General features: G+C 63.1%; 11 protein-coding genes. 4 read left to right on the forward strand and 7 right to left on the reverse strand.

Annotated features, from left to right (window positions below):
* Positions 1 to 110: 110 nt before the first annotated feature.
* Entirely contained in the window at positions 111 to 1,430 is a 1,320-nt protein-coding gene (locus GGU46_RS19025; protein WP_183405149.1) for a hypothetical protein, read from the forward strand.
* A gap of 84 nt (positions 1,431 to 1,514) precedes the next feature.
* Entirely contained in the window at positions 1,515 to 3,014 is a 1,500-nt protein-coding gene (locus tag GGU46_RS19030) for an OmpP1/FadL family transporter (RefSeq protein ID WP_183405150.1), read from the forward strand.
* Positions 3,015 to 3,107: 93 nt separating this feature from the next.
* On the opposite strand, the gene GGU46_RS19035 is transcribed toward GGU46_RS19030, so the two are convergent.
* The gene (locus tag GGU46_RS19035) at positions 3,108 to 4,037 is read right to left on the reverse strand and encodes a hypothetical protein (protein ID WP_183405151.1); all 930 of its coding nucleotides are present in this window, start codon (positions 4,035 to 4,037) and stop codon (positions 3,108 to 3,110) included.
* Positions 4,038 to 4,196: 159 nt separating this feature from the next.
* Between GGU46_RS19035 and GGU46_RS19040 the strand changes: the two genes are divergently transcribed.
* A complete protein-coding gene (locus GGU46_RS19040; protein WP_183405152.1) occupies positions 4,197 to 6,422 on the forward strand; it encodes a S9 family peptidase in 2,226 nt (741 codons plus the stop codon).
* Positions 6,423 to 6,484: 62 nt separating this feature from the next.
* On the opposite strand, the gene GGU46_RS19045 is transcribed toward GGU46_RS19040, so the two are convergent.
* Positions 6,485 to 6,745 carry a hypothetical protein gene (locus tag GGU46_RS19045; RefSeq protein ID WP_183405153.1) on the reverse strand — a complete coding sequence of 87 codons (261 nt, stop codon included), beginning with the start codon at positions 6,743 to 6,745 and terminating at the stop codon, positions 6,485 to 6,487.
* Between the two features lie 126 nt (positions 6,746 to 6,871).
* Positions 6,872 to 7,792: a pirin family protein gene (locus tag GGU46_RS19050; protein WP_183405154.1), complete on the reverse strand. Its 921-nt coding sequence runs from the start codon at positions 7,790 to 7,792 to the stop codon at positions 6,872 to 6,874.
* Positions 7,793 to 7,961: 169 nt separating this feature from the next.
* Here GGU46_RS19050 and GGU46_RS19055 point away from each other — a divergent pair, with 169 nt between their 5' ends.
* Positions 7,962 to 9,422: an energy transducer TonB gene (locus GGU46_RS19055; protein ID WP_215906396.1), complete on the forward strand. Its 1,461-nt coding sequence runs from the start codon at positions 7,962 to 7,964 to the stop codon at positions 9,420 to 9,422.
* A 326-nt stretch (positions 9,423 to 9,748) separates the two neighbouring features.
* Here GGU46_RS19055 and GGU46_RS19060 read toward each other — a convergent pair whose 3' ends face one another.
* The 4 genes from GGU46_RS19060 to GGU46_RS19075 form a co-directional block, all read right to left on the reverse strand.
* Positions 9,749 to 11,191: an aldehyde dehydrogenase gene (locus tag GGU46_RS19060; protein ID WP_183405156.1), complete on the reverse strand. Its 1,443-nt coding sequence runs from the start codon at positions 11,189 to 11,191 to the stop codon at positions 9,749 to 9,751.
* Positions 11,192 to 11,337: 146 nt separating this feature from the next.
* The gene (locus GGU46_RS19065) at positions 11,338 to 12,297 is read right to left on the reverse strand and encodes a glycosyltransferase family 2 protein (protein WP_183405157.1); all 960 of its coding nucleotides are present in this window, start codon (positions 12,295 to 12,297) and stop codon (positions 11,338 to 11,340) included.
* A gap of 24 nt (positions 12,298 to 12,321) precedes the next feature.
* Positions 12,322 to 13,077 (reverse strand): class I SAM-dependent methyltransferase, encoded by a 756-nt coding sequence (locus GGU46_RS19070; RefSeq protein WP_183405158.1) that lies wholly within the window; start codon positions 13,075 to 13,077, stop codon positions 12,322 to 12,324.
* Entirely contained in the window at positions 13,067 to 14,059 is a 993-nt protein-coding gene (locus tag GGU46_RS19075; protein ID WP_183405159.1) for a glycosyltransferase family 2 protein, read from the reverse strand. Before GGU46_RS19075 ends, GGU46_RS19070 begins: the two co-directional genes overlap by 11 nt.
* Between the last annotated feature and the right edge of the window lie 58 nt (positions 14,060 to 14,117).

The following is a 14,117-nucleotide window of genomic DNA, read 5'->3' on the forward strand; positions in this document are numbered from 1 at the left end:
GTCCAAATTACGTTATTAAATTCGGAGGTGTGGACCCGTTTTCGGTCCTTGTGCCGCCGGGTTCCTGTTCGCTCTTCATCTTCCGGATCATTCCTTACGCGTAAGCAGCCATGAAAAGATTATTTCCATCCGTATTCCCCGCTATGGCCCTGCTTACGCTCGGTAGCTGCGCGGGCACCACGGCCCTCACTTCTACCGAGAATGACGGCGTGTATTATTCCTCGAAGGACCGCACCACAGCTCTTAACCAAGCGGTGGTAGCCAGCACCGAACCGGCTCCGGCAGCGGAAGAAGACGGCGACGTAGCCAACCCGGACTACGCGGGTACTACTACCTCGCAGGCTACCGGAAGCACTGAATACTACGACGATGACTTTTATGCCGCCCGCCTGCGGCGCTTCCACCAGCCTGCCTACCGCGGACTGGGCTTGGGCTACTATGATTTTGCGTACACCGACCCGTTCTGGTACGGTGGACCCGTGTACTCTGCCTGGGGCCCCGGCGCGTTCTACGACCCCTTCTATGGCCCGTATTGGGGTGGTTCGTTCGTGAACATTACCATTGGGCTTGGCCGTCCTTGGTACCGCCCATGGCGGGGGTATGGTTATGGCTACGGCGCCTACGACTATGGTTACGGTTACGGCTACAGCCCCTACGGCTACGGCAACCCTTGGGGGGGCTATTATGGAGGCGGTTTCTATGGGGGCGGGGGCTTTTACAACGGCTACTACGGCGGCCGGGGCATCCGCGCGCAGGCAGTACGCTCCGTCGTGACGGGCACCCGCAGCCGCCTCTCCGATGGGGAGTTGAACGCCGGCGGCAACCTGCCCGGCTCGGTGTCGGGTAGCCGCAGCCGCGGGGTAGTGGAGGGCGGCCTTCTGGCGCCAAGCACCACCACATCGAGCGCCACGGTTGCGCCGGCGCCAGCCTCCGGGCGGGGGCGCAGCCGCGACGTGGTAACGGGCGGTGTGCAGCCGGGTGCTACCACCGAAACCCGTGCGGTAGAAGCTACGCCCGCTGCCCAGCCTACGCGCCGGTGGCGCGTACTCAGCGAGAGCGGCAGCAGCACGGCAACCCAAGCTGGTACGGAAACCAGCCGCCCTCGGCGGAACTGGGATAATGTCGGTGGCAGCCGTCCGCAGACGACTGACGCGGGTGGGGTAGTAGCTGAGCCCCGCCGTCAGCGGGTGTACCAGCAGCCTACCCGCTCCTCCGATTCGGGCACGGGTTCTGAGCCGACGCGTTCGTACTCCCAACCTTCCCGCTCTTACTCTGAGCCTTCCCGTTCTTATTCCGAGCCTTCCCGCTCGTACTCCCAGCCTTCCCGCAGCTTTGATGGTGGTGGCAGCAGTGGCGGCGGTGGCCGGAGCGGTGGTGGCAACGGTGGCGGCGGCGGAAGCAGCAGCGGCGGCCGGGGCCGGGGCAATTAAGCAGTGTTGTTAGCGAATAGGTAGCGCCTGTTCGGTGTGTACCGCCGGCTCCTGCCAGGAGCCGGCGCTCATTCTCTCCCCCTCATGAAAAACCTGAAATATTACCTGGCTGCGGCTTTATTAAGCCCGGCTGGCTACGCCTTTGCCCAAAGTTCGGCCGATGCCCTGCGCTTTTCCCAGAACCAGCCCGGCGGCACGGCCCGCACCTTGGGTATTGGAGGAGCCAGCTCGGCGGTGGGAGCCGACTTTGGAAGCATCCTGACCAACCCGGCGGGCCTGGGCCTGTTTCAACGGTCCGAAATCAGCTTTTCGCCGGGCTTCGGCAGCAGCAATACCACCACGCAGGCCTTCGGAGCCCGCGGCACCGATTCGCGGAGCAATTTGCAGATTGGCAGCCTCGGCATTGTGTTTTCCGGCCGCCGGCCTGATTCCGACAATACCAGCCCCTGGCGGGGTGGTACGTTTGCCTTTGGCCTGAACCGTACCAACAACTTCAACCAGAACCTGCGCTATTCGGCCACTCCCCCGCTGGAGCAGGATATTCTGCAGCGGCTGAGCGAAGACCAGGGCGCCATCCTGGATAAGCTGGCCTACGAGGCCCTGCTGACGGAGCGCGACGCCGATGGCACCTACATTCCGGCCGACTACGATAACACCGGCACCCTGACCCAGCGCGAAACCATAGAGCGTAGCGGCGGCCAGACCCAGTTCGATTTTGGCTATGCCAACAGCTACCGCGACAAGCTGTACATCGGGGGAGCCATCGGGATTGTGCACACCCGCTACAACACGGTTTCGAGCCTGACAGCCACTGACCCCACCCCGCCCAGCAATGACCCCGGCGGAAAGTTCGGGAGCCTGAGCCTGCGGGAAAACATTGAAACCAGCGGCACGGGTGTAAATGCCCGCCTCGGGGTTATTTACCGGCCGAATGATATCGTGCGGGTGGGCGCCTCGGTGCAGACGCCGACCTACTCGGAGGTGGTGGAAACCTACAGCGCCACCCTGGATGCCACCTTCGACTCGCCCATTACCCTGGATGACGGCACCCGGCACACCACCGGCGACGGCAACTTCCCGGCCGAAGACCTGGCTTATACCGTCACCTCGCCCTTCCGCGCTACGGGGGGCGTGGCCGTGGTGCTGGGCAAAAACGGTTTCCTGAGCGCCGACGCTGAGTATGTAAACTACGGACAAGCACGCCTGGGCTACGACCGTAACACCACGGCCGTAACGCCCGGCGACCTGGGCCCCGCCAACGACGCCATTCGTGGCCAATACCAGTCGGCCGTGAACCTGCGGGTAGGCGGCGAGCTGCGCCTGGATGTATTTCGGCTGCGGGCGGGTTTTGCCCACTACGGCGACCCGTATAAGAATACCAGCACCGCCAACCGGGCCCAAACCTTCTACACGGGTGGAGTGGGGCTGCGCCAGAAGAACTTTTTCCTGGATGTAGCCGGGGTATATGGTTCCGGCAAGCAAGTGTATACGCCCTACGAGCTGGCCAACCCCGCCCGTACTCCGCGCATCGTGGTGGATGATAACCGCTTCACCACTACCCTCACGGCCGGATTTAACTTCTAGCCACTGAAAAAAATAAGGTAGAAACACGCAAAAGGAGCTTCCTGCCAGCAGGAAGCTCCTTTTGCGTTAGGGCCAGTGCCCGGCAGCCCGGGCTTATTTGGCTACCCGTACCTGCAGCACCACGTTACGGCTGCCCGTAGCCAGAATATCTTCCACCAGAATAATGCCGTAGCGACTATTCGGGGCCGGGGTCTGAAATGCAATTACCTGGCCTTCAGCAAGTGGGCCCGTGCTGGTAAGCGGCGTGAAATCGGTGCCTTGGTTGAACGCAGCGGCGAAATCAGTGGTACTCCCGAACGAGGTGCTGTTAAGGCTAGTGCGGCGAATGACGGTGGCCCGCCGGGTGCTCCACTTCAGGCCCAGGGCGGCATGGAGGGGGGTGGCCAGGGTAGGGGCTCCGGTAGTGGGGTTGGGCAGGTACACCAGGTCAACGAGGGCTTGGTTTTCGGCTAGGCGGTGCACCGAAAATTTCGGGAATACCAGCCCTTCGCGCAGGGCCAGAAAGCTGCGCCGGCCGAACGCCCCCGACGCCTGCACCGACACGGTGTAGTTGTGATAGTCCAGGAGGGTATCGGGGCGGGCATAGCGGAGCCGGAAGCTGCGGGAGCCGGTGCGGCTCTCATCATCGGTGGCGGAGTAGCGCCACACCTCCAGGCCCGAGGTGGTGCGGGAGCTGAGTACGTGGCCCAGGGCCACGGAATCGGTGCCCGGCGCCAGCACCGAGTCGAGGTATACCAGCGTGCGGCGGGGCGGGTCGTCCACGTCAAACTGGTCGTTGTAAACAATAGGCTCCGGCACGGCCACATACTCCGCCGAAATCGTGAGCCGGTGCAAGGGGCTACCCTGGCCCTGGGCATACATCTTAACAGCCAGGGTGTCGGCGGTGCGGGTTAGGCGGCGGTCAACGGTATTATAGCGGGTGCTGCTGACCAGATCCACGCGCGGACCGGGCGAGAGGCCGGAGTCGCAGGCCGCCGCTACCCCCAGCAGGGACAGGAGCAGAACAATAGAACGAAAATGCATAGCTTCGTAAAGGTCGGGTTTTGAACGCGAAGTAGGAAGTCCGCCACGGTCTGCCCGCCGGGGCGGCTCCGGGCCCCGGCCGCCCCGGCGGCGTGCAACCATGCTGCCCGCATTTCCTACCTTAACGGCTGATTCCCGCCGTCATTTTACTTTTTGCTGATGAATTTTCGTTTCCTGGGCCTGGCCCTGTTTCTGACCACGGCCGCACCAGCCGTGCTTCCCGGCAGCGCGCCGGCCGCTTTTGCCCAGCAAAAGCAAAACATTACCCTCGAGGACATTTGGCAGAAGGGCACGTTCTCGGCCCGCTCCGTGCCCGGCTTCAACTGGATGAAGGATGGCCGCTACTACTCTTCGCTCAGCCAGGGCAACCTGGTGCAGAATGATGTAACCACCGGCCAGCCCGTGCAAACCCTGGTGGCGGGTCAGGAGTTGAAGCTGCCCGGCCAAAGCCAGCCCCTGGCAGTGGATGGCTACAGCTTCAACGCCGACGAATCCAAAATCCTGTTCAGCACCGATACCGAGCCCATTTACCGCCGCTCCAGCAAATCGTACTTTTTCGTGTACGACCGGGGGAGCAAGCAGCTGGTGCCCCTGAGCAAAACGGCCGGCAAGCAGCTCTACGCCACTTTCTCGCCCGATGGCAAGCGCGTGGCCTTCGTGCGCGACAACAACCTGTTTGTGGTGGATCTGACTACTATGCAGGAAACGGCCGTAACCACCAATGGCGCCCAGAACCGCATCATCAACGGCGGCACCGACTGGGTGTACGAGGAAGAATTTGAGTTTGCCCAGGGCTTTCAATGGTCGCCCGACTCGCGGCAGCTGGCCTACTACACCTTCGATGAAACGGAGGTGCCCGAGTACAACATGCAGGAGTGGGGCCCGCTCTACCCCAAAGACTACCGCTATAAGTACCCCAAGGCCGGCGAGAAAAACTCCATCGTAAGCATCTCCACCTACGACGTGGCCGCCGGCAGGAACACGAAAATGGACGTGGGCCCGGAAACGGACCAGTACATTCCGCGCATCATCTGGACCCAGACGCCCAACCTGCTCAGCATTCGGCGCATGAACCGCCTGCAGAACAAGCTGGAAATCCTGCACGCCGACGCCCGCACCGGTAACACCCAGGTAGTCCTCACCGACACTGACCCCGCTTACGTGGAGGTAAACGACGATTTGCGCTACTTGGCAGGCGGCAAGGAGTTCTTGTTCAGCAGCGAGAAAGACGGCTACCGCCACCTCTACCTCTACAACATGAGCGGCAAGCTGGTGCGCCAGCTCACCAAGGGCAACTGGGAAATTACCAGCATTGATGGGTTTGACGAGAAGAAGGGGGTAGTGTATTTCACCAGCACCGAGGCCTCGCCCCTGCAGCGCCACCTTTACCGTATTGATCTGAAGGGCAAGGGCAAAGCCCGCCTCAGTGAAGCCGGCTCCGGCAACGACGTGGTGAACATGAGCGCCGATACCCGCTACTTCCTGAACTACCACTCCGAGGCCGGGCAGCCCCAGGTGGTAAGCCTGCGCAACGGCCAGGACGGCAAGCTGGTGAAAGTGCTGGAAGACAACGCCAAGCTGCGCCAGAAGCTGACCGAATACAACCTGGGCAAGCTGGAATTTATCAACTTCAAGACGGCCGACGGGGTAGAGCTGAACGCCTCCGTGCTGAAGCCTGCAGGCTTCGATGCCAGCAAAAAGTACCCCGTGCTGATGTACGTGTACGGCGGCCCCGGCTCCCAGACCGTGAAGGACGATGCCGGCGGGGGTATTGCCTTCACTAACTACCTCTGGCACCAGCTGCTGGCCCAGAACGGCTACATCATTGTGAGCGTTGATAACCGCGGCACCGGCGCCCGGGGCGCGGCCTTCAAGAAAAGCACCTACGCCAACCTGGGCAAGCTGGAAACCATTGACCAGGCCGCCAGCGCCCGGTATTTCGCTACCCTGCCCTACGTGGATAAGTCGCGCATCGGCATCTGGGGCTGGAGCTTCGGGGGCTACATGACGGCCCTGGCCCTCACCAAAAATGCGGATGTGTTCAAGATGGGCGTATCGGTGGCGCCCGTTACCAACTGGCGCTACTACGACTCCGTGTACACCGAGCGGTTTCTGAAAACGCCCCAGCAAAACCCCCAGGGCTACGACGATAACTCACCCGTGCAGTTTGCCGACCAGCTCAAGGGCAAGCTCCTGCTGGTGCACGGCACCGGCGACGACAACGTGCACTTCCAGAACTCGGTAGCCTTCACCGAGGCCATGATCAAGGCCAACAAAGACTACCAGACCCTGTACTACCCCAACCGCAACCACGGCATTTACGGGGGCAACACCCGCCTGCACCTCTACCGCCAAATGACGGATTTCGTGCTGAAGAATCTGTGAGCTGATGCCTAAAAAAAAAAGCCCCTCCACGGAGGGGCTTTTTTTTTAGGTTTATTCTTCGGTTAACACTCCTGCAACTCTTCTACGGCAGCCTCGTCGTGCATCCGGTGGGTGGCCGGGCGGCGGTACCGGATGGAGGTAATCTGCAGGCCCAGCAGCTGCGGACTGCGGAACTGCTCGTAGAGGTCCGTAAATAGCTCGGGCAGCTCGGCGGTAGGGCTGGCTACCAGCTGCTTTACCTGCCGGGTGCTCACTACCTGCCCGCAGCTAAGCTCGGCCAGGGTAAGCTGGCAGCAAACCATGTACTGAAGCTCGTTTTTCATAGTCGGAAGAGGAAAGGGCGGCCATAAGAACAATATTCAAAGCTAATAAAATTAGTTAATAATCCAACTAAATTAGCATATATAATGCGTTTGCGGCGTCTGCCTCGAAGCGGGGAGCCCCAGGCATCAGGACAGGGCCTGGGGTGGGGGCGAGCCGCCACCAGCCGGTCGGCTTTTGTCTTGAGGCAGAGGTACAAACTCGGCGTTATCGTTGGGGGGTAGGGCAATGCGGCCCGCCTGCCAGTCGGCCTTGGCCTGCTCAATTCGTTCCCGGCGCGACGACACGAAGTTCCACCAGATAAACCGCTCCCCCAGCGGCTCACCGCCCAGCAGCAGCAGCGTACTGGCTTCGCGGGCTACCAGCACGGGGTCAATGCCAGGGGTAAATACCAATAGCTGACCGGGGCCGTAAGCGCGGCCATTCACTTCCACGAGGCCCTTGGCTACGTAGGCGCCGCGCTCGGGGTAGCCGCGGGGCAGCCCAAACCGGGCACCGGGCTGCAGCACCACGTGCAGGTAAAACAAGGGCGAGTGGGTGCGCACCTCATTGCGCAGCCCGAAGGCGTCGCCGGCAATCAGGCGCATCCACACGCCCGGCTCCGTGAAAACGGGCAGCTCGTGGGGCTGGTAGTTGGTGAAAGCGGGGGCGCTTTCCTCGTCCTGCTCGGGTAGGGCCACCCAGGTCTGAATCATTTCCAGGGCCCCGCCGGCCAGCGCGGCCGGGTCCTCGAACCGCTCGGAGTGGGCAATGCCCGAGCCGGCCGTCATCCAGTTCACCTCCCCGGGCCGAATGATCTGCTCCACGCCCAGGCTGTCGCGGTGCGTTACCTGCCCCCCGAACAGGTAGCTGACCGTGGAGAGGCCAATGTGCGGGTGCGGCAGCACATCCAGCGCAGGCAGCTTTTCGGGGGCGAAGCTTACCGGCCCGGCGTGGTCCATGAAGATAAAGGGGCCCAGCATCCGGCGCAGGCGGTAGGGCAGAATCCGGCGCACGTTGAACCCCGGGCTCAGGGCCGCTTGGCGTGCTTCAATAACAAGGTCGAGCATGGTAAGGAACAAGAAAAAAGGAGAGGACTGCAAGGGCAAGCAGCACTGGCCCGGCGGGCCGGTAGCCGATGAAACAGAACTAAAGCCGTTCCGCCTCAACTATTTAGCAGAAAAATGTAACCTTACGTCAATAAATCCAGTGTTTCCCGCGTAGAGTGGTCCTATGTCAATGTGTACCCCGCTTCGTTTTCTGTGCCTGGGTGTAAGTGGAGCGCTGCTGGTGGCCTGCCAGCAGGAGCGCGCGGCCCAGCGCCCCGACCCAGCCGCTACGGCCCCCGCCCTGGCCGATACACTGGCCCTCGACTCCGTAGCTGACCCCATAGGGGCTACCCCCGTGCGTCGCGACTGGCACCGCCTGGAGCGGCCCACCAGCCGCCTGGCGCCGTTGGTGGTGTACCGCGGCAGTACCCGGCGGCCCGCCGGGATAGGCGCCGAAGCGCCGCCGGCCGAAGCCCGCCTCCAGGACCTGACCCTGAAAGCCAGTGAGTACTTCCAGATTGACCCCACCAAAGCCGCCGAAGTGCGGGGGCGCGAAGGCACCGTGGTGCGCATCCCGGCCGGGGCGCTGGTAGATGCCCGGCAGCGCCCGGCTACCGGCACCGTATGGGTAGAACTAAAGGAGTGCTACGCCGCCTCCGACATGCTGCTTTCCAACTTACTAACCGAAACCCTGGCCGGCGCCCCGTTGGAACTGACCGGTGCCGTGCTGGTGCGGGCCACCGCGGCCGGCCAGCAGTTGATGCTGGCCGCCGGCCGCAGCCTGCAGCTGGAGCTGGCCGGCCGCCGCGGGGACAGCCACTCGCTCTTCTACGGGAAGGCTACCGGCTCGGCCACGCCCGTGCGCTGGCTGGAGGGCGAAGCCTCTGCAGCACCTACGGAGCAGGTGTACACCACCGCCCAGCAAATGCCCCGCTTTGGCCAGGGGCCGGCCGATATCAACCAGCTGATCCGCTACCCCCGCCAGGCCCAGGAGCGCCAAACCCAGGGGCTGGTGTTTGCCTCGTTTGTGGTGGATGAGGCCGGCCGGGTGCAAAGCCCGCGGATTCTGCGCGGCATCGGCGACGGCTGCGACGAGGAGGTGCTGCGGGTGCTGCGCCAGACCTCGGGCCGCTGGACGCCCGGTCAGCAGGATGGGCGGTTTGTGAAGGTGAAGATGGTGCTGCCCATCCGTTTTAACTTTCAGGCGGGCCTGGCCTCTGCCCCCGATCCGAATGCCGTGCCTGAGCCCGTTGCGGCCTCGGTACCGGTGCCGGAGCCGCAGGAGCTGGCGCCCGCACCCAACGCCCTGCAGCCCACGCGGTTGGGCTGGCTGGCCGTGGGGCAGCCCTGGGCCGGAGCCGCTGCTGCCCTCTACGTGCCGGCTGCTACCCCCACCGACGGGGAGCACACGGCCGTGCGGCTGCTGGTACCGGGGCGCCGTGTGGTGCTGGCCGGCACGCCCCAGGCCGCGGGCTACCACTTTGCCAGTGCCCCCAGCGGGTCTGCCGTGGTGGTGCTGGGCCTGCGCTACGAAAACGGAACTCCCTTCCTGGCCCGCCGCGAGGCTACCACCAGCGCGCCGTCGGATACGTTGCGCTTCCAGGAAACCACCCTCACCGATCTGGAAGCCAACCTGGCCCGCCTGAATTAGGGGCTGAAAAGTATCTGCGGGTGCCCTCGCGGGCAGAAGTAAGCAGGTGATTATTAATAAATAATGCCATTGTTTTTTTCCGGCCCGGAAAGGAGCAGCTTGCCTTAGCGGCGTGTGTGCCAGAGTAGCCAATGGCTGGTAAATACCACAGTAGCCAGTAGTACAATTCCGCAGTGCCAGGCCGCAATTCCTGCTACCGTACTCAGCAAGCCGAGGGCAAAACCACCCCAGGCGTAACGGTTGGCAGGCCGTTGCCGAGGCTTTTCGGGTTTCACGCATGGTGCTGGGCGTGCTTTGCTTATTGTGAGTTGTCGCCAGGAAAACAGCTACAATTTCACGCACACGTTTTGAGCCTCCGTGAAGAAGCGCAAGGCTTCCAGGCCGCCTTCCCGCCCCACGCCGGAATTCTTCATCCCCCCGAACGGCGTGCGCAGGTCGCGGTGCAGCCAGGTGTTCACCCACACTACCCCGGCCTGCAGCTGCTGGGCTACCCGGTGGGCCCGCGTCAGGTCCCGGGTCCAGAGGGTAGCCGAGAGGCCGTAGTCGGTGCCGTTGGCCCAGGCTACTACCTCCTCCTCGGTATCAAAAGGTGTGAGCGTGACCACCGGCCCAAAGATTTCCTCCTGGTTGACGCGGCAGTCGGGGGCCAGCCCCTCAAATACGGTGGGCTCCAGAAAATACCCGTTGGTGCAGCGGCCCGGCACCTGCACCTGCCGCCCGCCCGCCAGCAGCTGTCCGCCTGCTTGGTGAGCCAACTCTATATAAGAAAGGATTTTGCGCAGATGCGCTTCGCTTACGATGGCGCCCTGACGGGTTGTGGCTTCCAGTGGGTCGCCTACGGTCAGCTCCCGGACCTGCGCCAGAAACGCGGCCTTGAAAGCTTCATAGATGGGGCGCTCCACGAAAATACGCGAGCCGCACAGGCAAATCTGGCCCTGGTTGGCAAAGCTGCTCCGAATGCTGGTTTGCACGGCTTCCGCCAGGTCGCAGTCGGCGAAGAGGAGGTTGGGATTCTTGCCGCCCAGCTCCAGAGAAAGTTTTTTGAACTGCGGAGCCGCCGTGCGAGCAATGCGGGCACCGGTAGCCGTGCCACGGGTAAAGCTGATGGCCCGGATGCCCGGGTGCTCCACCAGGGCCTGCCCGGCGCCCGGCCCGCTGCCGTGCACAATGTTGAGCACGCCTGGGGGCAGGCCCGCTTCCCGGCTCAGCTCACTGAGCAGGTAGGCCGTGTAGGGCGTCAGCTCCGAGGGTTTGGCCACCACACAGCAGCCGGCCGCCAGGGCGGGCGCTATTTTCCAGGTGAACAGGTACAGCGGCAGGTTCCAGGGCGAAATGCAGGCCACTACGCCCACCGGATGGCGCACGGTGTAGTTCAGGGCCAAGCCCTCCTGCACGTGCGCCTCGGTGGCAAAATGCTGGGCTGCCGTACCAAAGAAGGCGAAGTTGCTGGCTGCCCGCGGAATATCCAGGGTGCGGGCTAGGGCCAGGGGTTTGCCGTTGTCCTCGCTTTCGGCCCGGGCCAGGGTTTCCAGGTCCCGGTCAATCAGCTCGGCTAGCTTCACTAGGCGCCGGCCCCGCTCTTCGGGCGGCAGGGCGCGCCAGCCGGGAAGAGCCGCCGTGGCGGCCTGCACGGCACGGTCGATATCGGCTGGGCCAGAATCGGCCACTTGCCCGAACACCTGCCCGGTAGCCGGATTGACTACAGGTAAGTAGGAGCCGGAAGCCGGGGGCAGAAACTCTCCGCCAATGAAATTATGCAGCTGCAGCATGCCGGAAAAGCTAGAGGAATGTGCCTAAGCTACACTAATCCGCGCTTTCCGGCCGGAAAGCTTCCGGCTTTTTCGGGGGGGAGGAGATACCGCCCGCGGCTTGGCTCTCTGGGGTACCCGGGCCCGCCCTCAGGTAAAGCGCGGGCCTATTTGCTATACCGGGCTTCGGGAGCTGGTTCCGGAGCCAGGTCAGTGTCCTCGATGATGTAGAGGGGGCGCTGGCGGGCATTGGCGCCCAGCCGGGCCACGTACTCGCCAATCACGCCCACGGCCATCAGCTGCACCCCGCCCAAAAACAGCACGCTCACCATAATGGAAGGCCAGCCTACCCCGTAGTTATGCAGAAAGAAGCGGGCGTACACGGCATACAGCATCACCAGAAAAGCCACCCCCGATACGGTAAACCCGCCGATAGTGGCAATGCGCAGGGGCAGGTCAGAAAAGGAGGTAATACCGTCCAGGGCCAGCCGAATCAGCTTGCTGTAGGTGTAGCCTGGCTCCCCACTGGCCCGCTCCGAGCGGTCAAACTCCAGGAAGGTCTGGCGGTAGCCAATCCAGGCAATCTGGCCCCGAATAAATTTATTCTGCTCGGGCATCTGCTTCAAGGCCTTCACCACCTTCCGCGACACAATGCGGAAGTCGCCGGTGTCGAGCGGGATATTCACGGAGGTGATGCTGGCCAGCAGGCGGTAGAACATCTTGGCCGTGAACAGCTTGATTGCGCTTTCGCCCTGGCGGGTGCGGCGCTTGGCGTACACCACCTCGTAGCCTTCCTGCAGCTTGGCGTACAGCGCCGGAATCAGCTCGGGAGGGTCCTGCAAGTCGCCGTCCATCACCACCACGGCCGCCCCCGACGACAAATCCAGGCCGGCGGTAATGGCAATCTGGTGGCCGAAGTTGCGGCTGAAGGTGATGTAGTGGATGCGCGGGTCGCGGGCGGCCAGCTCCCGGATCAGCTCCAGGGACCGGTCGCGCGAGCCGTCATTGACCAGAATCACCTCGGCCTGCCAGGAGGGCTGGGCGTCCAGCATCTGGGCCACGCGGGCATACAGGGCAGGTAGGTTGGTTTCCTCGTTGTAAATCGGGATGACGATAGAAAGGTCCACGGCGGTACGGTAGCGCTGGAAAAGTTAGGCGGCCGGCTTGCGGGCCAAAGAAAATACACTGACGCCCACGGGGGCATTGAGGGCCTGCAGCACCCGGTTTTCGGCCACGATGAAGCCGCGCAGTAAGGTGTTGAGGAGCGGCGGCGTGGCAAAGAAGTCGTCCTTGAGCGCCTGGCCGGGGGTAGGGCGGGGCGGGTTCAGCCGGTTGAGCAGGCGTACGGCGGCCGTGGGGAAAAACAGGCCCACGTTCCAGTAGGAGTGGCGCTGCACCGCAAAGCCGGCCCGCCGCAGCGCCCCGGTTAGCTGCCCGGCCGAGTAGCGCCGGAAGTGCTGGTTCACCTCGTCGTGCTTGCCCCACAGAAAGGAAAAGGCCGGCACAAACACCAACAGCTGCCCGCCGGGCCGCAGCACGCGCCCCCACTCGCGCAGGGCCTGGGCCTCGTCCTGGATGTGCTCCAGCACATCGGAGGCAATAACTAGGTCAAAGGAAGCATCGGGGAAGTTGAGCCGGGCCCCGTCCATGCACGACACATTCGGAATGCCGCGCTGCTGGGCCACGGCAATGCCGGCTTCGCTGACGTCGATGCCGGTCAGGTTGGTGTAGCCCTGGCCGGCCAGGCGCTGCAGCAGCGGCCCGCCCGAGCACCCAATTTCCAGGATGGGGGCCGTGCGCGGCAGCTGCAGGCGCTGCACCAACCGAAACACCATGTCGCGCCGGGCCTGAAACCACCAGTAGTTTTCCTCGATCTGGTGGTATTTCAGTTCGTATTCAAGATTCATGAGGGCTCCGTATTAGGCTGGCTGGTGGGGTAGGGGCGGCGTGGGGCGGCGGGTGGACTCCCCCCACATTGGTATCGGAAATGATGTAGAGGGGGCGCTGGCGGACGTTGGCACTGAGCCGGGCAATGTACTCCCCGATGATACCGACGGCAATCAGCTGCACCCCGCCCAAAAATAAGATGCTGATCATCAGGGAGGCCCAGCCCGGCTGGTAGTCGCCGCTGATAAAGCGGGCATACAGCGTGTAGAGCATCACCAAGAAGGCTACCCCCGACACCAAAAAGCCGCTGAGCGTGGCCGCTTTCAGGGGCGCATCGGAGAAGCCCGTGATGCCATCCAGGGCCAGCCGAATCATTTTACTGTAGGTGTAGCCCGTGGCCCCGCCGGCCCGCTCGGCCCGGTCGTACTCCAGGTAAGTCTGGCGGTAGCCAATCCAGGAAATCTGCCCTCGGATAAACTTGTTCTGCTCGGGCATCTGCCGGAGGGCCGCCACCACCTTGCGCGACACAATGCGGAAGTCGCCGGTATCTACCGGAATGGAAATATGGGTGATGCTGGCCAGCAGGCGGTAGAACAGCTTGGCCGTGAGCAGCTTGGCTGCGCTTTCGCCCTGGCGGGTGCGGCGCTTGGCGTACACCACCTCGTAGCCTTCCTGCAGCTTGGCGTACAGCGCCGGAATCAGCTCGGGCGGGTCCTGCAGGTCGGCATCAATAATAACCACGGCCTCGCCCCCCGACACATCCAGGCCGGCGGTTACGGCAATCTGGTGACCGAAATTGCGGCTGAAATCGGCGTAGCGCACCTGCGGGTCGTGGGCGGCCAGCTCCCGGATCAGCTCCAGGGACCGGTCGCGCGAGCCGTCGTTGATGAAGATCAGCTCGTAGGCAACCTGCATGGGCGCCAGCACGCCCCGCAGCCGGTGATAGAGGGCATGGATGTTGGCCTCTTCATTGTAAATAGGAATGACAACGGATAGGTCCAAAGGGGCGGAGCGTGGGGTTTCGGCAGGTAAAAATGGCGAAAGTATATGGACCTTGACA

This window comes from Hymenobacter latericoloratus (assembly GCF_014199535.1).
GTDB lineage: Bacteria > Bacteroidota > Bacteroidia > Cytophagales > Hymenobacteraceae > Hymenobacter > Hymenobacter latericoloratus.

Bases quoted from the DNA above. Each gene is read 5' to 3' on its own strand.
- GGU46_RS19025 (WP_183405149.1), top strand. From the start codon at position 111: ATGAAAAGATTATTTCCATCCGTATTCCCCGCTATGGCCCTGCTTACG.
- GGU46_RS19030 (WP_183405150.1), top strand. From the start codon at position 1,515: ATGAAAAACCTGAAATATTACCTGGCTGCGGCTTTATTAAGCCCGGCT.
- GGU46_RS19035 (WP_183405151.1), bottom strand. From the start codon at position 4,037: ATGCATTTTCGTTCTATTGTTCTGCTCCTGTCCCTGCTGGGGGTAGCG.
- GGU46_RS19040 (WP_183405152.1), top strand. From the start codon at position 4,197: ATGAATTTTCGTTTCCTGGGCCTGGCCCTGTTTCTGACCACGGCCGCA.
- GGU46_RS19045 (WP_183405153.1), bottom strand. From the start codon at position 6,745: ATGAAAAACGAGCTTCAGTACATGGTTTGCTGCCAGCTTACCCTGGCC.
- GGU46_RS19050 (WP_183405154.1), bottom strand. From the start codon at position 7,792: ATGCTCGACCTTGTTATTGAAGCACGCCAAGCGGCCCTGAGCCCGGGG.
- GGU46_RS19055 (WP_215906396.1), top strand. From the start codon at position 7,962: ATGTGTACCCCGCTTCGTTTTCTGTGCCTGGGTGTAAGTGGAGCGCTG.
- GGU46_RS19060 (WP_183405156.1), bottom strand. From the start codon at position 11,191: ATGCTGCAGCTGCATAATTTCATTGGCGGAGAGTTTCTGCCCCCGGCT.
- GGU46_RS19070 (WP_183405158.1), bottom strand. From the start codon at position 13,077: ATGAATCTTGAATACGAACTGAAATACCACCAGATCGAGGAAAACTAC.